The 22,134-nt window shown below is 64.0% G+C and carries 16 protein-coding genes; 8 read left to right on the forward strand and 8 right to left on the reverse strand.

Features of this window, described 5'->3' with window-relative positions:
* Positions 1 to 378, forward strand: coding sequence for a DUF6285 domain-containing protein (locus ABIA42_RS06865; protein WP_370114699.1), 378 nt, complete (start codon positions 1 to 3; stop codon positions 376 to 378).
* A gap of 249 nt (positions 379 to 627) precedes the next feature.
* Here ABIA42_RS06865 and ABIA42_RS06870 read toward each other — a convergent pair whose 3' ends face one another.
* Complete coding sequence (locus tag ABIA42_RS06870) at positions 628 to 1,407, reverse strand: enoyl-CoA hydratase-related protein (RefSeq protein WP_370114697.1); 780 nt, start codon at positions 1,405 to 1,407, stop codon at positions 628 to 630.
* 213 nt (positions 1,408 to 1,620) lie between these two features.
* Here ABIA42_RS06870 and ABIA42_RS06875 point away from each other — a divergent pair, with 213 nt between their 5' ends.
* The gene (locus ABIA42_RS06875; RefSeq protein WP_370114695.1) at positions 1,621 to 2,895 is read left to right on the forward strand and encodes an acyl-CoA dehydrogenase family protein; all 1,275 of its coding nucleotides are present in this window, start codon (positions 1,621 to 1,623) and stop codon (positions 2,893 to 2,895) included.
* A gap of 173 nt (positions 2,896 to 3,068) precedes the next feature.
* Here the strand turns inward: ABIA42_RS06875 and ABIA42_RS06880 are convergent, their stop codons facing one another.
* Both ABIA42_RS06880 and ABIA42_RS06885 read right to left on the reverse strand, forming a co-directional pair.
* Entirely contained in the window at positions 3,069 to 4,646 is a 1,578-nt protein-coding gene (locus ABIA42_RS06880) for a fatty acid--CoA ligase (RefSeq protein WP_370114693.1), read from the reverse strand.
* Positions 4,647 to 4,928: 282 nt separating this feature from the next.
* A complete protein-coding gene (locus tag ABIA42_RS06885) occupies positions 4,929 to 5,801 on the reverse strand; it encodes an SDR family oxidoreductase (protein WP_370114691.1) in 873 nt (290 codons plus the stop codon).
* Between the two features lie 104 nt (positions 5,802 to 5,905).
* Here ABIA42_RS06885 and ABIA42_RS06890 point away from each other — a divergent pair, with 104 nt between their 5' ends.
* The 5 genes from ABIA42_RS06890 (at position 5,906) to ABIA42_RS06910 (ending at position 10,425) form a co-directional block, all read left to right on the forward strand.
* Complete coding sequence (locus tag ABIA42_RS06890) at positions 5,906 to 6,715, forward strand: crotonase/enoyl-CoA hydratase family protein (protein WP_370114689.1); 810 nt, start codon at positions 5,906 to 5,908, stop codon at positions 6,713 to 6,715.
* Between the two features lie 138 nt (positions 6,716 to 6,853).
* The gene (locus tag ABIA42_RS06895; RefSeq protein WP_370114687.1) at positions 6,854 to 8,398 is read left to right on the forward strand and encodes an acyl-CoA synthetase; all 1,545 of its coding nucleotides are present in this window, start codon (positions 6,854 to 6,856) and stop codon (positions 8,396 to 8,398) included.
* Positions 8,399 to 8,495: 97 nt separating this feature from the next.
* Entirely contained in the window at positions 8,496 to 9,299 is an 804-nt protein-coding gene (locus ABIA42_RS06900) for an enoyl-CoA hydratase/isomerase family protein (RefSeq protein WP_370114685.1), read from the forward strand.
* A 172-nt stretch (positions 9,300 to 9,471) separates the two neighbouring features.
* Positions 9,472 to 9,876, forward strand: coding sequence for a YccF domain-containing protein (locus ABIA42_RS06905; protein WP_028178328.1), 405 nt, complete (start codon positions 9,472 to 9,474; stop codon positions 9,874 to 9,876).
* Positions 9,877 to 10,047: 171 nt separating this feature from the next.
* A complete protein-coding gene (locus ABIA42_RS06910; RefSeq protein WP_370114683.1) occupies positions 10,048 to 10,425 on the forward strand; it encodes a hypothetical protein in 378 nt (125 codons plus the stop codon).
* 142 nt (positions 10,426 to 10,567) lie between these two features.
* Here ABIA42_RS06910 and ABIA42_RS06915 read toward each other — a convergent pair whose 3' ends face one another.
* From ABIA42_RS06915 to ABIA42_RS06925, 3 genes are all read right to left on the reverse strand, one after another.
* Positions 10,568 to 13,066: a hypothetical protein gene (locus ABIA42_RS06915; protein ID WP_370114681.1), complete on the reverse strand. Its 2,499-nt coding sequence runs from the start codon at positions 13,064 to 13,066 to the stop codon at positions 10,568 to 10,570.
* A gap of 1,277 nt (positions 13,067 to 14,343) precedes the next feature.
* Positions 14,344 to 14,814, reverse strand: coding sequence for a hypothetical protein (locus ABIA42_RS06920; RefSeq protein WP_271528665.1), 471 nt, complete (start codon positions 14,812 to 14,814; stop codon positions 14,344 to 14,346).
* Positions 14,815 to 15,133: 319 nt separating this feature from the next.
* Positions 15,134 to 15,778 (reverse strand): cation transporter, encoded by a 645-nt coding sequence (locus tag ABIA42_RS06925; RefSeq protein ID WP_370114679.1) that lies wholly within the window; start codon positions 15,776 to 15,778, stop codon positions 15,134 to 15,136.
* 1,082 nt (positions 15,779 to 16,860) lie between these two features.
* On the opposite strand from ABIA42_RS06925, the gene ppc reads away from it, so the two are divergent.
* Positions 16,861 to 19,659 carry a phosphoenolpyruvate carboxylase gene (ppc, locus tag ABIA42_RS06930; RefSeq protein WP_370114677.1) on the forward strand — a complete coding sequence of 933 codons (2,799 nt, stop codon included), beginning with the start codon at positions 16,861 to 16,863 and terminating at the stop codon, positions 19,657 to 19,659.
* A 140-nt stretch (positions 19,660 to 19,799) separates the two neighbouring features.
* On the opposite strand, the gene ABIA42_RS06935 is transcribed toward ppc, so the two are convergent.
* Positions 19,800 to 20,963, reverse strand: coding sequence for an SMP-30/gluconolactonase/LRE family protein (locus ABIA42_RS06935; protein ID WP_370114675.1), 1,164 nt, complete (start codon positions 20,961 to 20,963; stop codon positions 19,800 to 19,802).
* Between the two features lie 116 nt (positions 20,964 to 21,079).
* Positions 21,080 to 21,994, reverse strand: coding sequence for an SDR family NAD(P)-dependent oxidoreductase (locus ABIA42_RS06940; RefSeq protein WP_319334213.1), 915 nt, complete (start codon positions 21,992 to 21,994; stop codon positions 21,080 to 21,082).
* Positions 21,995 to 22,134 lie beyond the last annotated feature (140 nt).

A 22,134-nucleotide genomic window follows, 5' to 3' on the forward strand; every position in this document is an offset into this window, starting at 1 on the left:
ATGCAGGACGAACCGACACCGATCGAGCTGACGAAAGCGGTCGCCGATTTTCTTCGCAACGACATCACGCCGCTGATCTCCGGCCACCAGGCCTTCAAGCTGCGCGTCGCCGTCAACATCCTCGATCTCGTAACGCGGCAGCTGACGCGGGAAGAGGGGAGCGATGCTGCCGAAGTGGAGCGCCTGCGCGCGCTGCTCGGCATGGACGGCTCGGTGACAGAGCTCAACCGGGCCCTTGCCGATCGCATCGCCAAGGGCGAGGTCGACCTCGCAACACCGGGCCTCGCCGAGCACCTTTGGGCGACCACGATGGACAAGCTCGCCGTCGATCAGCCGAACTATGCCTCGTACAAGCGGGAGCTATCGCGAGGCGGTTAAGCCTCTCCCCGTCATTGCGAGGAGCCCTTGCGACGAAGCAATCCAAACTGCCTCTGCGGCGCGATTCTGGATTGCTTCGCTGCGCTTGCAATGACGATGTTGAGACGGCTGCGCCACTCTCTCCTCCGTCATTCCGGGGCGTCGCGAAGCGACGAGCCCGGAATCCATTCATCCACCGTCTCTGATGTTCGATGGATTCCGGGCTCGCGCCCAGGCGGGCGCGCCCCGGAATGACCGCGCAAAGCGCGGTCACTTCCCCGCCCATTTCGGCGGCCGCTTCTCCGAGAACGCCTTCGGGCCCTCGATGTAGTCCTGCGAAGCGACCATCGCCTTGACCGCCGGATACTCGCGCTGGTCCTCGATCGCCTGCTCCAGCGACACCCCAAGCCCCCTCTGGATCGCCTGCTTCGAGGCCCGGATCGACATCGGCGAATTCTTGGCGATCATCTCCGCCCAGCGCAGCGCGGCCGCGAGCGCCTCGCCCTGCGGCACCACCTCGTTGACGAAGCCGAGCTCGAGCCCTTCCTTGGCGCTGACATGTCGCGCGGTGAGGATCATGCCCATGGCGCGCTTGAGCCCGATCTGGCGCGGCAGGCGGTGCAGGCCGCCGGCGAGGGCGGCGAGGCCGACGCGCGGCTCGGGCAGGGCGAAGGTCGCGTTCTCCGACGCAATGATCAGGTCGCAGGCGAGCGCGATCTCGAAGCCGCCGCCCATCGCGACGCCATTGACCGCAGCGATGATCGGCTTGTCGCAGTCGAACCGCGAGGTCAGGCCGGCAAAGCCGCCCTTGTCCCAGCCGCGCTTGCCGCCCGCCGCCTGCCACTTCAGGTCGTTGCCCGCGCAGAACGCCTTGTCGCCGCTGCCCGTGACGATGGCGATCCACTGCTCGGGATCGGCAGAGAAATCGTCGAACACCTTCTGAAGCTCGAAATGCGCATCGGTGTGCAGCGCGTTGTAGACCTCGGGCCGCGACAGCGTGACGATCGTGATCGCCCCCTTGCGTTCCACCTTTGAGAATTTCAGCTCCATCGCGCGCTCCCGCATTTTCTCGTGAAGGAATATTTGACGACATACTACCGCGCGCTGGCGGCAGAGCACCATCGAATTGCGCAATGCGCCTTGCGCGCGCCACACGCCTCAGCTTGCTTGACTTGCACGCGCTCTTCTCACCTTAATCGTGCGAAGCACGAGTGCGCCTAGCGCCTTAACGCAAAACGACAAAATCAATCCGGGAGAGAAGCTTTGGATTTCTCATTGCCTGCCGATCTCGTCGCCTATCTCGGAGAGCTCGACCGTTTCATCGAACGCGAGATCAAGCCGCTGGAAGAGGCGGACGACAACATCCGCTTCTTCGACCACCGCCGCGAATGGGCACGTACCGATTTCGAGAATGGCGGCCTGCCGCGCCACGAATGGGAAGCGCTGCTGCGCAAGGCCAAGGATCTGGCCGACGCTGCCGGCCATCTGCGTTTTCCGGTGCCGAAGCAATATGGCGGCAAGGACGGGTCCAACCTCTGGATGGCCGTGATCCGCGAGCACTTCGCCGCGAAGGGGCTTGGCCTCCACAACGATCTCCAGAACGAGCACTCGATCGTCGGCAATTTCCCCGTCGTCACCATGCTCGACCGCTACGGCCGCGATGACCAGAAGGCGATGATCGACGGTTCGATCAAGGGCAAGTACCGCATCACCTTTGGCCTGACCGAGCCGCATCACGGCTCGGACGCGACCCACATGGAGACGCGCGCGGTGCCGGCGACGCGGGACAACGTCAAGGGCTGGATCATCAATGGCGAGAAGATGTGGACCACCGGCATGCACGTCGCGACGCACTGTGCGCTGTTCGCGCGCACGAGCGGCAATGACGGCGATGCCCGCGGCATCACCTGCTTCCTGGTGCCCGCGAAGAGCCATGGCGTGAAGGTCGAGGAGTACATGTGGACCTTCAACATGCCGACCGATCATCCGCGCGTCAGCTTCACCGACGTCTTCGTGCCGGAGGATGCGCTGTTCGGCGAAGTCGGCCGTGGCCTGTCGCTGGCGCAGTGCTTCGTGCACCAGAACCGCATCCGCCAGGCGGCGAGCTCGCTGGGCGCGGCCGTCTATTGTATCAATGAGAGCGTGAAATACGCGCGCGAGCGAAAGCCGTTCGGCAGGGCGCTCGCCGAAAACCAGGCGATCCAATTCCCGCTGGTCGAGCTCGCGACGCAAGCCGAGATGCTGCGCCTTCTGATCCGCAAGACCGCCTGGGAGATGGACCAGCTCACCGAGGAGCAGATCGAGCGTACGCTCTCCGACCGCGTCTCCATGTGCAACTACTGGGCAAACCGCCTCTGCTGCGAATCCGCCGATCGTGCCATGCAGGTCCACGGCGGCATGGGCTATTCACGCCACAAGCCGTTCGAGCACATCTACCGCCACCACCGGAGATATCGCATCACCGAAGGCAGCGAGGAGATCCAGATGCGGAAAGTGGCGGGGTTCCTGTTCGGCTATATGGGGCCGGGGAAGCACTAGCAGTTATCGCGCGTTCTCTCCGAGTCGTCCCCGCGAACGCGGGGACCCATAACCCCAGGGAGCGGTTTGGGGCGAGCCGGGCATTCCAAGTCTTCGCAAAACCACTTCCTGTGATTATGGGTCCCGGGCTCGCGCTGCGCGCGCCCCGGGACGACGTCGTGGATAGAGCGCGATCAATTCACCCTTCGGTCCTTCCCCGCCCAATAGGGCTCGCGCAATTGCCGCCGCAGGATCTTGCCGCTCGGATTCCGCGGCAGCGCCGGCAGGAACTCCACGCTCTTCGGCGTCTTGTAGCCGGCGATGCGCTCGCGGGTGAAGTTGATGATGTCGGTGGCGGTCGCCTGCTTGCCCGGCTTCATCACCACCACCGCCTTCACCGCCTCGCCCCATTTGTCGTCGGGCACGCCGATGACGGCAGCTTCGGCCACATCAGGATGGTCGCACAGCGCGCTCTCGACCTCGGCGGGGTAGATGTTCTCGCCGCCCGAGATGATCATGTCCTTGATGCGGTCGTGAATGTAGAGATAGCCGTCCTCGTCCATGTAGCCGGCATCACCGGTGCGCAGCCAGCCGTCACTGCGCAGCGTCGCAGCGGTCGCTTCAGGCAGGTTCCAGTAGCCCGCCATGTTCGAGCCCGAGCGCGTTGCGATCTCGCCGACCTGGCGCGGCGGCAGCGGCTTGCCGTCCACGTCCAGGATGGCGATCTCGACGCCCGGCAGTGCCTTGCCGGCCGAGCGCATCCGCTCGAGCCCTTCGACGTGATCCTCCGGCGGCAGCGCGACGATCGTTCCTGTCGTCTCGGTCATGCCGTACATCTGCACGAAGCCGCATTTGAAGACCTCGATGCATTCCTTCAGTAGCGCCGCGGGAATCGGCGAGGCGCCGTAGAGCATGTATTTCAGCCGCGAGAAATCCACGGTTCTCGCGCGCGGCTGCCGCACCACGAACTGCATCGCCGCCGGCACCATGAACAATTTCGTGATGCCCGATTGCTCGAAGAAGTCCAGAACCTTGGTCGGATCGAACTCGCGCGCGATCACGCCGCGGGCGCCGTGATAGAGTCCCATCACGCCCCAGCCGGAGCCGCCGATGTGGAAGATCGGCATCGCGACCAGCGAGACGTCGTCGGTCGACCACCGGTTCCACTCCGGCTTGTCCTCGGCATTGCCTGTCTGCACCAGGTTGAGGAAGTTCGCGTGGCTCAGCATCGCGCCCTTCGGCTTGCCTGTGGTGCCGGAGGTGTAGAGCTGGATCGCGATGTCCCTGGTGTCGATCGGCACCTTCGGATCGTTCCCGCTCTGCGCATCGCGCCAGGCCGTAAAATCCTGCCATTCCGGCGCGCCGCCCTCGGTGGTGATGATGGTGCGCACGCCGGGCAGCCGGTCCCTGATCTGGCGGACGAGCGTGATGAACTCCGGTCCCACGAACAGTACCGGCGCCCTGCAGTCGTCGACGATGAAGGCGACTTCAGGCCCCGCGAGCCGCCAGTTCACCGGCGCCATGACGACACCAGCTTTCATCGCGCCCATCAAGAGCTCGAAATAGAGGTCGCTGTTCTTGCCGAGATAGGCGATGCGGTCGCCCTTCTTCACGCCCATTGCAAGAAGTGCGTTTGCGACCTTGTTGGTCTTGATATCGAACTCTGCAAAGCTGGTGGTGCGGCCCTCGAACTCGTAGGCGATGGCGTTGCCGCGGCTCTTCGCGCGCTCGCGCACCATGTCGGCGAGATTCGCCAATGGCTGTGTGGACATGTTTCTCCCGTGACGTCTTGTTTTTTGTGCCTGGGAGTGTGGCGTCATCCGCAAACAAAGACAATACGAGAGAGGGCACACTGTCGTCCCGGACAAGCGCAGCGAAGCGGAGCGCAGATCCGGGATCCATAGCCACAGGAAGTTGTTTGGCGAGTCTCGGAGTTACCTGTCTCGCCCTACACTTCTCACTGTGGTCATGGGTCCCCGCGTTCGCGGGGACGACAGCTGAGGGTGGAGAGGACGTGTTAGTCCCTCACGTAGCCACACTCTCGCGAAACGACATCACCCCCGCTTCGCCCGGTCCTTCTCGTTCTGCGCCATGATGCTCTCGCGCGCGGTCTTCCAGTCGTCGTCGCTCCAGTCGCGAAGCTGGTAGAAATTGCCGCCCATGGCGAGCGCCTGCGCGCCGTCCATGGCGATGGTCTCGCCATTGATCCAGTCGCAGCCGCCGGAGATCAGGAACACCGCGAGGTTCTGCAGTTCCTCCATGGTGCCGACGCGGCCCATCGGGTTCATCGCCTTGGTGCGCGCGCCGGCCTCGTCACCGGGCTTGATGCGCTTGCTCATGCCTTCGGTCGGGATTTCGCCCGGCGCGATGGTGTTGAGGCGGATGCCGTAACGACCCCATTCGGTCGCCAGTGACATCGTCATGGCGTGGATCGCCGACTTGCTCATCGCCGACGGCACCACATAGGGCGAGCCGTTGCGCACCCAGGTCACGGTGATGGAGACGACGTTGCCGGGCTGCTTCAAAGCGATCCAGCGTTTGCCCACGGCATGCGTCACGTAGAACGTGCCGTGCATGACGATGTTGGCGACCGCATCGAAGCCGCGCGGCGACAGCTCCTCGGTGCGCGAGATGAAGTTGCCGGCGGCGTTGTTGATGAGGTCGGTCAGCGGAGCCTCGCGAAAGATGTTCTCGACCATCTCTTCGACCGCGAGCGCGTTGCGGATGTCGACGCCGTGGCTGGTGACGCGGCCGCCATGGCGATCCATCAGCTCGGTCGCGGTCTCGTCGCAGACGATCTTGCGCCGGCCGCAAATGTGCACGTCGGCGCCGAGCTGGAGGAAGCGCGCCGCCATCGACTTGCCGAGTCCCGTGCCGCCGCCGGTCACGAGAATGCTCCGGCCAGCGAGAAGATTTTCCTTGAACATGGCTGTTTCCCCCGTAGGGATTGTCAGTTAATTGGTCGATTGACTAAATCCGGCTGCCAGCGTCCTGTAAAGCGGCACTGAACAAGAACAGGGAGAATTCGTCCATGGAAGAGCGCGTCTCGATCTCGATCTCGGAAGGCGTCGCCGACGTGCGACTGGTGCGCGCGGACAAGATGAATGCGCTCGATCAGGCCATGTTCGAGGCCCTTGTCGCCGCAACCGAGCGGCTTTCCAGGGAGAAAGGCCTACGCGCCGTCGTGCTCTCGGGCGAAGGCCGCGCCTTTTGCGCCGGGCTCGACATGGGGCGTTTCGCCGCCATGAAGGAGAAGGGTGGCAACGGAATTCCGGGTGGCGAAAATCGCGATCTCACCAAGCGCACGCATGGCCAGGCGAACTTTCCGCAAGCCGCCGTGTGGGGCTGGCGCCAGCTTCCGGTGCCCGTAATCGCGGCCGTGCATGGCGTCGCCTTCGGCGGCGGCTTCCAGCTCTCGCTCGGCGCCGACATGCGCTTTCTTTCCCCCGATGCGCGGATGTCCATCATGGAGATCAAATGGGGCCTCGTGCCTGATATGGCAGGCACCCCGATCCTTGCCTCGCTCGTGCGTGACGACATCCTGCGCGATCTCACCTACACCGGCCGCATCGTCTCGGCGCAGGAGGCGATGACCTACGGCCTTGCCACGCGCATCTGCGACGATCCGCGCGCTGCCGCGCTCGAAGTCGCGCGCGAGATCGCCGGCAAGAGCCCCGACGCGATCCGCGCGGCCAAGCGGATGCTGAACAATCTCTCGGTCGATCCGGGCCCGGCGCTGCTCGCCGAGTCCGTCGAGCAGCAGAATCTGATCGGCAGCCCGAACCAGACCGAGGCGGTCCGCGCCAATCTGGAGAAGCGCGCGCCGAAGTTCGCGGATTAGTCTCTCCGTCATGGCCGGGCTTGTCCCGGCCATCCACGTTCTTAGCCCAAGGCGACGAGGCAAGGACGTGGATCACCGGGACAGGCCCGGTGATGACGACCAACTAAGACCGTCGCTGAACAACAAAGAAAAACAACAATGAGCGAAACGTCCAACTTCCTCGGCATCGTCTCCGGCGAGCGCCGCCGTGCCCACATCGAGGTCGCAGACCGTAGCGACCGCATCGCCTCCGGCCTCGCCAAGCTCGGCGTCAAGCCTGGCGATTGCGTCTGCATGCTGATGCGCAACGACATCGCCTTCCTCGAAGCCGCCTACGCGGCGATGCGGCTCGGCGCCTATGGCGTGCCCATCAACTGGCACTTCAAGCCGGAGGAGATCAACTATATCCTCGAGGACTCCCGCGCATCGGTGCTGATCGGCCATGCCGACCTGCTGCACGGCTTGCGCGATGCGATACCGAAGGGTGTCACTGTCCTCAGCGTGCCGACGCCACCTGAGATCCTGTCCACCTACAAGATCGATCCCGATCGTCTGACCACGCCGGACTTCGCGATCGGTCTCGAATCCTGGCTCGCGCAGCACCGGCCCTATGACGGCCCGGTGGTGCCACAGCCGATGAACATGATCTACACGTCGGGCACGACAGGCCATCCCAAGGGCGTGCGCCGCAACGCGCCGACGCCGGAGCAGGCGGCGGCCGGCGAGCGCATGCGCGCGATGATCTATGGGCTGAAACCCGGCGCCCGCGCGCTGCTGCCGGGCCCGCTCTATCATTCCGCGCCGAACTCCTTCGGCATCCGCGCCGGCAAGCTCGGCGGGGTACTGGTGCTGATGCCGCGCTTCGAGGCGGAGGAATTCCTGGAAGCGATCGAGCGATACAAGATCGACACCATCTTCATGGTGCCGACCATGTTCATCCGCCTGATGAAGCTGCCGGAGAAGGTGCGCAAGCAGTACGACGTCTCCTCGCTGCGCCACGTCATCCATGCCGCCGCGCCATGTCCGGCCGACGTCAAGCGCGCGATGATCGAATGGTGGGGGCCGGTGATCCACGAATTCTACGGCTCGACCGAATCCAGCGCCGTCACCTTCGCCACCTCCGAGGACGCACTGAAGAAGCCCGGCACCGTCGGCAGGATATCGCCCGGCGCCGAGTTGCGCTTCCTGGGCGAGGACGGCCGCGTGCTGGGCGTCGGCGAAATCGGCGAGATCTATTCGCGCATGGCCGGGATGGCCGATTTCACCTATCACAACAAGCCGGAGAAGCGCGCCGAGATCGATCGCGACGGCTTCATCACCTCCGGCGACGTCGGCTACATCGACGAGGATGGCTACGTCTTCATCTGCGATCGCAAGCGCGATATGGTGATCTCGGGCGGCGTCAACATCTACCCGGCCGAGATCGAGTCGGTGCTGCATGCCGTGGCCGGTGTGCATGATTGCGCCGTGTTCGGCATCCCCGATGCCGAATTCGGTGAGGCGCTGATGGCGGTCGTCGAGCCGCAAGCCGGTGTCACGCTCGATGAAGCCGAAGTCCGCGCGCGACTGAAGAGCTCGCTCGCCGACTACAAGGTGCCCAAGCACATCGAGATCCGCAGCAGCTTGCCGCGCGAAGACTCCGGCAAGATCTTCAAGCGCCGCCTGCGCGATCCCTATTGGGAGCAGGCGGGTCGGCGGATTTGACACTTCGTAGCCCGGGTGAGCGAAGCGATACCCGGGACGATGAGAGTAAAGTCCCGGATGTCGCTTCGCTCATCTAGGCTACAATGGAGGGGCTCCCATGAGCGATGCGGCAAGCGAGACCAACGAAGTCCTCTACGAGGTCGCAGACCACATCGCGACCATCACGCTGAACGCGCCGGAGCGCATGAACACGATCTCCGGCCCGATGCTGAATGATCTCGCGCGGCTCCTGACCGAAGCCAATGAAGATCGCAACGTCCGCGTAGTGATCCTCACCGGCAAGGGCAGGGCGTTCTGTGCCGGCCTCGACCTGCGCAAGGAGCGCGACGGCAACGGCCTTAGCGCCGCGTCCTCGCCGACCACGATCAACCTCCGCAACACCCCGCCGACGGTCCTGCACGCGATGGACAAGCCCACCATCTGCGCCGTCAACGGCGGCGCGGCCGGCTATGGCATGGACACCGCGCTCGGCTGCGACATCCGCATCATGGCGGAGTCCGCAAAGCTCGCCGCAGCTTTCGTCAAGCGCGGCGTGGTGCCGGAATCCGGCGGCACCTGGCTGTTGCCGCGCATGCTCGGCTGGGCCAAGGCTTCCGAGCTGATTTTTACCGGCCGCACGCTGAGCGCGCGCGAATGCCTGGAATGGGGCCTCGCCAACGAGGTCGTGCCGGATGCCGAACTGATGAGCCGCGCCACGGCGATCGCGCGCGAAATCGCCGCCAACGCGCCGCTGGCGGTGCAGGCCTCCAAGCGCATGATGCGAATGGGCCTCAACGAAAACTTCTCCGACCACGTCCACCACGTCTATCTGCAGCTCCTGCCGCTGTTCAAGACTGAGGACATGGCCGAGGGCATGAAGGCCTTCATGGAGAAGCGCGTGCCGAAATTCGAGGGGCGGTAGCCGGAGCCCGGATCGAGCGACTTGTCCGCCATTGCTCGATGAGCCAAGGCGGAAGCGCATTCCGGACCAAGCCCCCCGGATCGCGCCGTGCGCCACATGGCCTACGTTGCCGTCTTAGCAGGGACAGATTTCGCGCCTATATAAGCGGGATCATCGACCTGCGGATAAAACCATGGCCCCCGTCTCCATTCTCCTCAACATCCTCTGGATCCTGATCGGCGGCGCCTGGATGGCGTTCGGCTGGCTGGTGGCTGCCATCATCATGGCCATCACCATCATCGGCCTGCCCTGGGCGCGGGCGGCGTTCAACATCGCCGTCTACACGCTGCTGCCGTTCGGCTCGCGGGCGGTGCGCCGCGACGAAGTCACCGGCATGAGCGATATCGGCACCGGCCCGCTCGGGGTGATCGGCAACATCATCTGGTTCGTGCTCGCCGGCTGGTGGCTGGCGCTCGGCCATGTCCTGACCGCGCTGGTCCTCGCGGTCACCATCATAGGCATTCCCTTCGCCTGGGCGCATCTCAAGCTCGCGGGCATCGCGCTCTGGCCGATCGGCAAGGTGATCGTGCCGGCCTAGGGGCGCGTGGGCCCGTCAATGTCGGCTACCGGTAGCAGAGTGGAAGTCGTCAGCTCGAGGGGCATTGGCGGCTGATGACCCTTTGCGGGCGTTAGCCAAAAGCGGGCGAGCCAGTAACGAACCCTTCGGTTGGCACAACTAGATGTAGTGAACTCCACGTCAGGGAACGCCATGACGGCTGCTGAACACCTCGGGATAGTCTCTGCGGCCGTGCTCGCCGCCTCTGCGTTCATGGTGTCGCGCGCTCAGCGGTTCTTTGGTCGAAAGCTATCGCTAGAGGAAGCGCTTTCGGTCGGATGGGTGGCTTGGTCGATCTTTATGGCGGGGTTCGTGGTCTACATTGGACTGAAGCTCCCGCTGGGTCTTACTCGCGAGGCGGACGCCCTAGCCATCGGTGTCGCCGGTTGCTTGTCCCTGGTTGCCGTTGTGTGGTTGGCGCGGGCGGTCACAGACTGGAGCCGAAGCGTGAAAATATCGATCTTTGCTCTGTTCCTTCTTACGCTGGTGGTGGTCTCCCTCACGCTGGACTTGTCGCGCTCTCAAGTCTGAGACCCAGCGCACTTCCGCTTGTGGCCCGTTCGAGACATCCAGCGATATCCGCTCTGTGGCCGCTATCGGGGAAAGCGGAAGTCCCTCGGCGCGCGCAATTTTGGGCGCAGACTGGCACGGCTATCCAGTTGCCGCGGGTCGGTTACCGGCTTCTCGCACGAGCGTTCGCGCGCCATCGCTCGGGGAGGCTCTGCGGCGAGGCGGCCGGTTTCCACTGCAGGGACACGACCCAGTTGTCGAAGACCGTGTTGAAGTTCCCGGACTGGTACGAGAAGTTCTCGTACGCCGGCCAAAAGTAACCGGCATCGGCTGCGTAGGTGAAGAGCGTCCAGGTATGGGGCTTCTTCCAGAAATCGTTGCCGCCGTCCGGGTCCCCGTCGAGGGCGCTGAAGTCGAGGAAGAGCCAGAGAGGTGCATTCTTGGTGCCGAGGTTCGTATCCGGCGAGTTGAACTGCAGCGCGTTCCAGTAGATCCCAGGTCCGGCTCCGGGATCAGCATCGTCCACGAGCTTCTGCAGCCGCCAATAGAAGCTCGCGTCGCCGGTCATAGTGGTCTCGCCGGTGAACGTGATCAGGCCAGCCTGCGGGCCTGACTGGATGATGCCGCTGATGGAGGTGGTCCCGCTGATTGTTCCGCTCCCTTGTAATATGCCGCCGGGAGCAGGCGTATCGGTGCCGGTCGCTGCAATGGTGACCGGGCCCGAGACCGTCCCACCGTTCATGAACAGTGTGCCCGACTCGCCGACAACAACCGCGCCGGTCACCGTGCCGGCGACCTCCAGCGTCGCCGCGTAGGATACCAGCACCTCGCCGGCACCCGTTGCTGATCCACCGGTACCGCCGGCAATCAGCGTACCCCCATTGACCCTGATCAGACCGGAAAGCGTGCCGCTGCTGTCTGCACTCAGGGTCAGCGTGCCGGGACCGAAGATCGTCAGGCCCGCCGATCCCTCGATGGCGGCTGCGATCTGCGAACTACCGCCGCTAGCATTGGTGTAGATCAGGCCTTCTGCCGCGCCGAACGAAAGGCTCGCAGTAGCGATGCTGCCGCCGTTCATGATGAGGCCCGCGGCGTCGCCGCTCGCCTGGCTTCCGACCAGAATGCTCGCATCGCCGCCCGTAATCGCCCCGCCGTTCACTTCGAGCGCCGCCACCTGCGGCACACCGCCGCTCTCGACCGCCTGGCTGTCGACGACCTCGTAGACGGCATCGGCGGGAACGTCGTTGATGCCGACATCCGTCGAGGACACGGTCGCCGCGCTCGCGAAGCCCTCGGAGGACGAATACGTCAGGAACTTGCCCGAGCTGGCCGCGTCGTCGTCCTCTCCGAGAATGTAGGGAGCGACGATCCCGTTCGTGACGATGGGCAGGTTTGCTCCCGTTCCTGCCACGAACACCTGTTGCGTCAGCCCAAGCTGGGCCATGCCGCCGCCCGGCACGATAACAAGAGTTCCGCCGGGGTTGCGGACAATGTTCGTCAGGGTACCGTCGTCATTGCCCCCGATTACGACGCGATAGTTGCCGCTTCCGGAAAGCTGCAAGGCGCCTCCCGTAGGGCCGATGACGAACGTCGCCAGAGATCCCGAGGCGATCTGCACATCGACCGTCGCGCCGTCCGAACGAAGCTCGAGTATTCCGCCGTTCGTCACCATCACCCTGAAGCTGCCAAATGGTGTGCCGGATGTCCGGGTACTTGCCAGCGTCCCGGCGCCTACGGTGTTGTGTCCTATCAGCTGGTTCGTGTTGGTGAGCAGGAGCGTGCCTTCGCCGTATTTGTGGAGGCCGCCCAGCCCGGAGATCGGCGCGACGACGGTCAGCGTGCCGCCGTTCGTGTTGATGACCTTAGGCTGGTTGATCGTCCAGGTGCTGGGTTCATATCCGGATGTCGAGGGCAGCGCCGACGGCGAGATCGCCCAAGCTTGCCCCTGCCAGAGCACGGCGTAGACGCCCCACCCGGTGAGCGCGTCGGTGACGACCTGGCTGTAGTCTTCGGAGGGGAGCGGCTGATTTTCCAGCGTCCATCCGCTGGGCATCTGCGCGATCTGGACGGTCTGCGGATTGCTGGACGGGAGGTTGGGTACGTTCTCGAACGAGGCGGGGAAAGCGTTGTTGATGGTGATCGTGCCGCCCGTCAGGTTCACCGTGAGCGGCGCGAGGACATGGCCGCCGCTATTTTCCATGTATCCCTTCGTCGTCTGGGAAACGGAAAACCAGCCAACCGCGAAATTGGCCAAGACGATCGTCTGCGGACTCTCGGACACGTTCGGGGCCAACTGATCGGCGAGCCACGCGAGGTCCGGATTGGAAGTGCTCGTCAACTGATAGAGATCAGGCCCGATTCCGCAGGCCGACAGATAGTCGGCCATCCCGCTCGTCATGCCGTCCACGAAGCTGCCGCTCTCGCTCGACGTCCGCATCAAGCCCGCGACCACCCTTTCCAGGTTGATCGCCACGGGGTCGTCCTCGCCGTTGTAGACCACAGGAGCAACCTGCGTGAAGCCGTTTGCCGACAGCCAGTAAAGGCCCATGACCATCGACGTCGGGCCGCAATAGGCTTCACCGTCCCCCGGCAGGCTCTGCCCGAAGGGCCCGAAATCGGTCTGGATGATCGAAGGCGTGCTCTTGATGGGGTCTTTCCACATGGGGCTGGTCCACTCCTGTCCGACACGGGCCACGGTACGCGCTTGAGCCGCAGGTCAATGTCCCGTCAATTGCGGAACACAACTTGTGGATACTTTAGCGAGTCGGTGCGGTCTAAGAGTGTAGAGCGGAATCTTGAAAATGCGCAAGCTGGGTCTGCAGCTTGGCCGGCAGGGACGGCTTCGGAGTTCAAGCGTGGGCCGCCGAGCGGCAGCATGTTCATCGTGAGTGGCGCATATCTGCCACCAGCGGCGATGTCCGGCGGCAGGGCCTGATAACAGGTGGTGTCGCGGCCGGTCCGCGTAACGCGAACGTCTACTTCTGAGGCGTGCTGCGAATCCTGGAAGTGGCACCTTTGTGATATGGCGACCGGCTCTGAAGATGTCCGTTCATTGGGGTAGACCGGAAGTACCCGACTGACTGCTAAAACGGCGCCTTTGACCCGAAGCGGACCTTAGGGATGCAGGTCTCTAACCACCCGGCCTTCATTTTGATCGAAAGGTTAGTTCGAGTTCGGTCCTGAGCGGAGCCAAGCCGGATACGTCATTGAGTGGTGTAACACTGATCGTGTAGAGACCCTCATCCAAGGAGGCAACCGAGCGAGATGGCGAGCGATGAAGGAAGCACCCAACGCGGAGTGGTCCGTCCGAGTTGTGGATATTGTCATAGTCGATTCTGAATCTTGAATAATCACGCGAAATGCCGTCGGCACTTTGCCGTGTGGCATCGCCTCGTTGATCGGTTGAACGATTGGTCCGCCAAGAAGACTTGCGGAAAGGATCCTCTCCTCTTGCCATGTGAAGTAGACCATGAGGTTGAGCTCATGACCGTGCTTTCGGATGATGCGGGCCGGAAAAGTGGCGGGCATTCCCTCGACTAGCCGCACCGGCACAGTGAATGGGGGGATGTCACCGTGTACCCACTTCAAGTATTGCTCATAGGGCGACTCGCCATAGACCCAGCCTCCGGCAACTCGGAAGACGGCGACGGCCATCAAGACAAATGCTATCGCGCCGAGCGTTCGGGTACATGATAGCGCTGACATTCTCAGGTTGTTTCATGGCAATCACTAACCTTGGGTAAACACCCCGCGACTGATTTGCGATTGGCTTGGCAGAGGCGGCTGAATGGCCGCTTCTGGCCCGAACGCGACGTTGGGAGCGTGCCGCGATGGTAGGCAGACCGGATACTCCAACCAATCGAACCGGATGGTGCTTCTGCCCCACGGCGGACCACGCGCTCAGATTGTCGACTTCGATCTGCCGGGCCAGAAGCGTCCTCAGATTTCGCAACCGGTCAAATTCAATGCCTTGCGCAAGCCACCAAACGCCTTGAGCCGACAGGGCTCGATATCGTTGGCGGCCTTTGAATGCTGGAAATTGGCAGTTCGCTTGATAGCGGTTGCCTTTGGTTTCGGCTTGGGACGTTCAGCAGTCGCGATCTTCTTCGAATGGTGCCGATGACGGGCGATCGTTTCCGGCTCGGGCGAACCGAAATGGATGTTTTCTGGCGGAGCAACGGAGGGTTCGACCAAAGCAGCCTGTGTCGGCATCTCGCTGCTCACAGCGACGACGACGTCAAGGCGATCGGCCTTCGCCAATGCGTCATGTGAAGCAGAGATGCCTGCGTTTTGCTCGGCAAGCGGCTGGACGATCGTGACCGAGCGACGCGGTGGAGCTCTCAGCTCCATTGCTGAGAGAATTCCTACACTCAGCAGGATCAGGAGGCCCAACAACGCCATTCTCAGCATAATGCGCCTCTAACCTAAGTTAGTGCCGCTGAAAATTCTCCGCTGCAATAAGGCAACTTGTCGGCGGCTGCCGCCTCGCGGCGAATCATTTGCCCGACAGGGTTAACGTCGATGATGCTCCTGCACGTGCCGAAAATGCCGCCGCTCAGATCGGTTTCCGTGAGCAGACCGTATCTGGTCGCGGAAGATGGTCTGTTAGGGGCCCGTGTCTGACCTCAGCACACACAGCCCCGCCACAGCGGTTTCCAGGATGGAAGCCGACCGGGTCACGCAAGCTGACGATGGCAGCCTTCGATCCAAAGAGACTCGGGCGGCTCAACTATTCAGCCGCCGCCAGTCGGCCGATCCGCAGCTCTCCGATGGCATGCCGGACGACGACCATCGCCCCTTGGAGCGCGAGCAACGACATGACTGTCGCCACGATGATGTCAGGCCAACCCGTGCCGGTCCCGAACACGCCAGCCGCCGCCAACAGCACAGCGAGGTTGCCCAACACATCGTTACGGGTGCAGATCCATGCGGATCGCATGTTCGCATCACCCTGGCGATAAGCCCAAAGCAGTCCGAACGAAGCTGCGTTGGCGGCGAGAGCGGCAGCGCCGACGGTGCCCATCGCAAAAGCACTCGGAAGCGTTCCGTGGAGGATATGCCAGATGACAGACGCCACGACCCATACGCCAAACAGGGCCATCGTGGCGCCCTTCGCAAGCGCGGCGCCCGCTCGATAGCGGAGCGCCATGCCGACGACGAGCAGGCTGATGGCGCAGTTGGCGGCGTCCCCGAGGAAGTCGAGAGAGTCGGCTTGCAGCGAAGCCGAACCGGCAGCGAGACCCGCAACCGCTTCGACGGCAAACATCGCGCTGTTGATCGCAAGCACAGTCCAGAGCACCCGCCGGTAGGCGGCATCCCGCGTCTTGTTCCCGCCCAGGTTCAAGGGCGGTGGAGCGCAACAGCAGTCATTCATGGGGCGAGGATAAGATGGATCGAGGCATGTTGCTAGTCCACGGCAAATCGCCCCTTGGCCCGAATGAGATCTGCGCGACTCGTCGCCTCATCCCGACATGCGGCCGCGCCCAGTCGGTCGGGCGTGCACACAATTCCTCGCATTGCCCGACAGGCGAAACACGCCACATACAGGTCAACGGGCAGGGGTGTAAAATATTCTGATTGACCGAATTCGTGACTTCGGTTAAACAGCAGGACATCCCGGCCCGTCAAAGGGGCGTTTCGCGATCGTCACGATACGTCGGCCGGGATGCGATGCACGCGGCGGCGCCGGCGCGTGACGGGGTGACAGGGCGGGCAAGGCCCGTGAGTCATCGCGATCCGCGCGATCGACACGGCGCCGTCACAGCGTCTCTTCCGGCGTCGGGGGCGAGCACGCCCGAGCTTCCGAATGGTTTGGGAGGAGACGTCCGCGGACGGCAAAAGCGTGTGGTCCTGACGCCCGGGGTCTGTGCGTCAAGGCTTGCGGTGGTGAAGCGGCCCGACCGGGCGCGCGCATCAGTCATCCGCAAGGCGACGGGGGCAATAGTGCATCGCTCCCCGGGGAGAGCACGCCATAAGCCGTAAAACCATTGCGCAGGGAAGGCCGGGACGTCCCGGCAACACCTGTGGTCACCCCGCGTGCGTTTTCCGCGTGCGGACCCTGGGTGCCAGCCGGCGCCCGGCCTTCCCTGCGCCCTTTCATTTCGATGAGGGCGAAACGGACAGCAAAGCTCGGGCGCACCGGCCGCGAGGACCGCGAGACTATGTCCATTGGTGAGATTCCAGCAATCTCTCGTGCCCCGGACGCAGCGCAGCGCGCCGCTTCTTCGCGGCGTGATGCGCTGCAGAGCCGGGGCCCATGTTGCGGCAATGTGCTCTGTGGCTTCTGGGTCCCGGCTCGGCGCAGCAACGCTTGCGGCGTTGCTGCTTGTCCGGGACACGCGATCATCACCCCAGCCCTGCCGCGACGCCACCAAGTTCATCTTGCACTGCGGCAGAAAAATATCGCACACTCGCCGTTGCCGGGCATCCAAGCGAGCTCGAACCAAGGAGCGAGCCATGTCCCTCCAGACCGTACCATCCGACAGCACTGAACCCCGCCCCAACCGCCCTGAGGACGTCCAGGCGCTGGAGGCCGACGCGCGGCTGCGGGACGACATCCGCCTGCTCGGGCGCATTCTCGGCGACACCGTGCGCGACCAGGAGGGCGCCGACGTGTTCGACCTGGTCGAGCGCATCCGACAGACCTCGATCCGGTTCCACCGCGACGAGGACCGGCTCGTCCGCCGTGAGCTCGAGCAGATCCTCGACAGCATGTCGATCTCCGAGACGGTGCGGATCGTCCGTGCCTTCAGCTATTTCTCGCACCTCGCCAACATCGCCGAGGACCAGAACAACATCCGCCAGATGCGCGCGCGCAGCGCCGCCAAGAACGGCGGCGCCGGGGTGCTGGCCGAGACGTTGGCGCATGCCAAGGCGGCGGGCATTGGTCCCGATCAGCTCCGCAACTTCTTCAAGACCGCGCTGGTCAGCCCGGTGCTGACCGCGCATCCGACCGAAGTCCGCCGCAAGAGCACCATGGACCGCGAGATGGAGGTCGCTGGCCTGCTCGACCGCCGCGAGCGGGTCGCGTTGACCGCGGAGGAGGCTGATGCCAGCGACGAGCAGCTTCGCCGCGAGGTGCTGACGCTGTGGCAGACCAATCTCTTGCGCCGGACCAAGCTGACCGTGCTCGACGAGGTCGCCAACGGCCTGTCCTTCTACGACTACACCTTCCTGCGCGAAGTGCCGCGGCTGGTGAACGCGCTCGAAGACAAGCTGGAGGAGGGCGGCGCGCAGGTGGCGAGCGAGCTCGCCTCGTTCCTGCGCATGGGCAGCTGGATCGGCGGCGACCGCGACGGCAACCCCTTCGTCACCGCCGACGTCATGCGCGGCACGCTGCGGCTGCAGTCGAGCCGGGTGATGCAGTTCTATCTGAACGAGCTGCACGTGCTCGGCTCCGAGCTGTCGATCGCGGCCCATCTCGCCGATGTCTCCGAGGAACTGCGCAACCTGGCGGAGCGCTCGCCGGACACCTCGCCGCACCGGAGCGGCGAGCCCTATCGTCTCGCGGTGTCCGGCATCTATGCCCGGCTCACCGCAACCGCCGAAATGCTGGAGGTCGAGATCACACGCCGGCCGGTCGGCAAAGCGGCGCCTTACGCCAGCGTCAAGGAGCTGCAGGCCGATCTCGACGTGCTGCACCGCTCGCTGATCTCCAACAATGCCCGCGTCATCGCCCGCGGCCGGCTGCGGCTGCTGCGCCGCGCGGTGGACTGCTTCGGCTTCCATCTCGCCCGGCTCGACATCCGCCAGAACTCGGCCGTGCACGAACGCACCATCGCCGAGCTGATGGACGCCGCCAATCCCGGCATGTCCTATCTTGCGCTCGGCGAGGACGCGCGCATTTCGCTGCTCACCAACGAATTGCGCTCAACGCGCGCGCTGGTCTCGCCATTCGTCAAGTACAGCGACGAGACCATGGGCGAGCTCAACGTGTTCCATGCCGCCGCGGAAGCGCACGCGAAGTTCGGCTCGGACGCCATTCCCCAATGCATCATCTCGATGTGCAAGGGCATGTCCGACCTGCTGGAAGTGGCCGTGCTGCTCAAGGAGGTCGGCCTCGTCCATCCCTCCGGCCGCAGCGCCATCAACATCGTGCCGCTGTTCGAGACCATCGAAGATCTGCAGGCCTCATCCGGCATCATGGATCGCATGCTGTCGCTGCACGACTACCGCCGGCTGGTCGACAGCCGCGGCAGCGTGCAGGAGGTCATGCTCGGCTATTCCGACTCGAACAAGGACGGCGGCTTCGTCACCTCGGGGTGGGAGCTCTACAAGGCCGAGATCGGTCTCGTCGAGGTGTTCGAGCGCCACCACGTGCGGCTGCGCCTGTTCCACGGCCGTGGCGGTTCGGTCGGCCGCGGCGGCGGGCCGAGCTATGACGCCATCATCGCGCAGCCCGGCGGCGCCGTGAATGGCCAGATCCGCATCACCGAGCAGGGCGAGATCATCTCGTCGAAATATTCCAACGCCGAAGTCGGCCGCAATAATCTGGAGGTCCTCGCCGCGGCGACGCTGGAAGCAAGCCTCCTGCATCCGCGCCAGAGCGCGCCGCGCCGCGAATATCTGACCGCGATGGACGAGCTCTCGAGCCTTGCCTTCAAGGCGTATCGCGGCCTCGTCTACGAGACCGACGGCTTTGTCGACTATTTCTGGGCTTCCACCGTCATCAACGAGATCGCGACGCTGAACATCGGCAGCCGCCCGGCCTCGCGCAAGAAGACCCGCGCGATCGAGGACCTTCGCGCCATCCCCTGGGTGTTCTCCTGGGCGCAATGCCGCCTGATGCTGCCGGGCTGGTACGGCTTCGGCAGCGCGGTCGAGCAGTGGATCGCCGAGCATCCCGACAAGGGCATGCCGTTCCTGAAAGAGCTCTACCAGGAATGGCCGTTCTTCCGCATGCTGCTGTCGAACATGGACATGGTGCTGGCGAAAAGCTCGATCGCGATCGCCTCGCGCTATGCCGAGCTCGTGCCGGACGAAGCCTTGCGCGAAAAGATCTTCGGCCGTATCCGCCGCGAATGGCATTCCTGCATCGAGACACTGTTGGACATCATGGGCCAGGACCGGCTGCTCCAGGGCAACCCGCTCCTGGAACGCTCCGTGCGCCACCGCTTCCCCTATCTCGACCCGCTCAACCACGTGCAGGTCGAGCTGCTCAAAGAGCACCGCGCACAGAACCCGGACGAGCAGGTGCTGCGCGGCATTCAGCTGACGATCAACGGCATCTCGGCGGGGTTGCGGAATACGGGGTAGGGATAGCAAGTAGAAGGCGTGCCGCCTGTTTTCGCTACCCCACCCGCTAAAGCGCGCAGCGGTTTTCCGAAAAGATCATGCTTGAACGACAACCTAAAGCGCGATGACGATTCATCCTAAGCGCATCGCGCTTTAGCCGGTCATGGCTTCAACGCGCCCTGCACACTGGTGTAGACGGCATAGAGCGACGTCGAGCCGCAAATATAGAGCCTGTTTCGCTGCTGTCCGCCGAAGCACAGGTTGGCCACGGTTTCCGGAATATGGATCTTGCCGAGCAAGTCGCCTGACGGCGTATAGCAGCGCACGCCGTCTTCGTTGGGATCGCCCCAGCCGACCGAACACCAGACCCGCCCTTCGGTGTCACAGCGGACGCCGTCGGTGATGCTCGGTTTTGGCATGTCCGCAAAGACCTTGCTGTTCGATACCTTCCCCGCTGCCACGTCGAGGTCGAACACGCGGATATGCGATGGGTTGTCCGGTCCGTCCGTAAACCCGGTCTCGCAGACGTAGAGCTTCTTCTCGTCGGGCGAGATCGTGATGCCGTTGGGTTCCACGAAATCGTCGACGACGACCTTGACGTCTCCGGACTTCGGGTCAACCCGGTAGACGTTCTTCTTCTCCTGCTCGGGTTCGGCCTTGATTCCCTCATAAAAGCCGCCGATGCCGTAAGCGGGGTCCGTGAACCAGATCGCGCCGTCGGCAGTGACGACCGCATCGTTCGGCGAGTTCAGTCGCTTGCCGTTGAACTTGTCGGCGATGACGGTGATCGAGCCGTCGAGTTCGGTTCGCGTCACGCGCCGGCCGCTGTGCTCGCATGTGATCAGGCGTCCTTCGCGGTCGATGGTGTTGCCGTTCGAGTTCATCGATGGCTGCCGGTAGACGCTGAGATGGCCGTCGTCCTCCGAGAAGCGCATGATGCGGTTGTTCGGAATGTCGCTGAACAACAGGTACCGCCCTGCTGCGAAATACACCGGTCCCTCGGCCCAGCGGAAACCGGTCGCGACCCGCTCGACGGCCATCGTGCCGGCGAAGGCCGGAAAACCGGGGGGGCCGAACGATGGCGGCCCCTTCTTGGCGGATTCCAGGTGAGAGTCCGGGTAGCGGCTGCCCGGCAACGGTCCCAGGGGCAATGGCGCCGTCGATATCGTCGGCGCGCCTGTCTGGCCCAGGGGCGCGACGGACGCCGCGCCGGCGGCGCTGATGGTCACGCCCGTCGCCGCGACCGCGGCGGCGCCCTTCAACAGGGTACGGCGGGCGAGAACGGGCTCGCGGGCATCGATCGTGATGGGCAGGGATGTCGTCATGGTCGCCTCCCGATTTTTTCGTTGGGAGCGAACCATCGGCCCGCAATCGGGCGTAAAGCGGGCGATCTCCGGCCGGACAACCGGAGATCGCAGTGCAGCAATAGCCGGAAAGCCGTCTAGACCGGATCCCAGGTGAAGATGTCGGCGGAGCGGTCGAGCTTGTAGAACGAACCCTTCAGTGCCGGCATGCCGTGTTCGGCGATCGACTGCGGCGTCCAGCCTTCGCTCCGCTGCACCGAGCGGATCGGGCGGTTCTGGCTGAACAGGAAGATCTCGTTCATGCGCACGCCGAAGATCTGCCCGGTGACGTCCTTGGCGGAATCGCCGAGCAGATAGCCGCAGAGCGGGGCGATCTTCTCCGGCCCCATCTGCTTGATCTTCTCGACGCGCGCTTTCTCGGCCTCGGTCTCGGTCGGGATGGTGCCGATCATGCGCGTCCAGGCGAAGGGAGAGACGCAATTGGAGCGCACGTTGAAGCGGCCCATGTCGAGCGCGATCGACTTGGAGAGGCCGACGATGCCGAGCTTGGCGGCGGCGTAATTGGCTTGGCCAAAGTTGCCGATCAGGCCGGAGGTCGAGGTGAAGTGCACGAAGGAGCCACTCTCCTGCTCGCGGAAGATGCGCGCCGCGGCGTGGCTGACATAGAACGAGCCCATCAGATGCACCTTGATGACGGCCTCGAACGCTTCCACGCTCATCTTGTGGAAGATCATGTCGCGCAGGATGCCGGCATTGTTGACGACACCGTCGAGCCGGCCGAAATGATCCGTCGCGGTCTTCACGATCTTGCTGGCGGGGATTGCCTCCGCCACCGACTCGAAGTTGGCAACCGCTGTGCCGCCGCGCTTCTTGATCTCCTCGACCACCTCTTCGGCCGGAGCAGCGTTCGAGCCGGCACCGTCGGCGGCGGCGCCGGGATCGTTGACCACGACCTTGGCGCCTTCCGCCGCGCACAGCAGTGCGATCTCGCGCCCGATGCCGCGGCCTGCGCCGGTGACGATGATGACCTTGTCTTGCAGTGATTTGCTCATGTGGGTTCTCCGCTAGCCGTTCCAAATTCCGTCGTCATTCCGGGGCGCGCCTCTTGGCGCGAGCTCTGGTGCGCGGTTGCGCACCTGAGAATCCATACTCCCGATTGTGGTTATGGATTCCGGGCCTGCGCCTTCGGCGC

Source organism: Bradyrhizobium sp. USDA 327, assembly GCF_041262065.1.
Classification (GTDB): Bacteria; Pseudomonadota; Alphaproteobacteria; order Rhizobiales; family Xanthobacteraceae; genus Bradyrhizobium; species Bradyrhizobium liaoningense.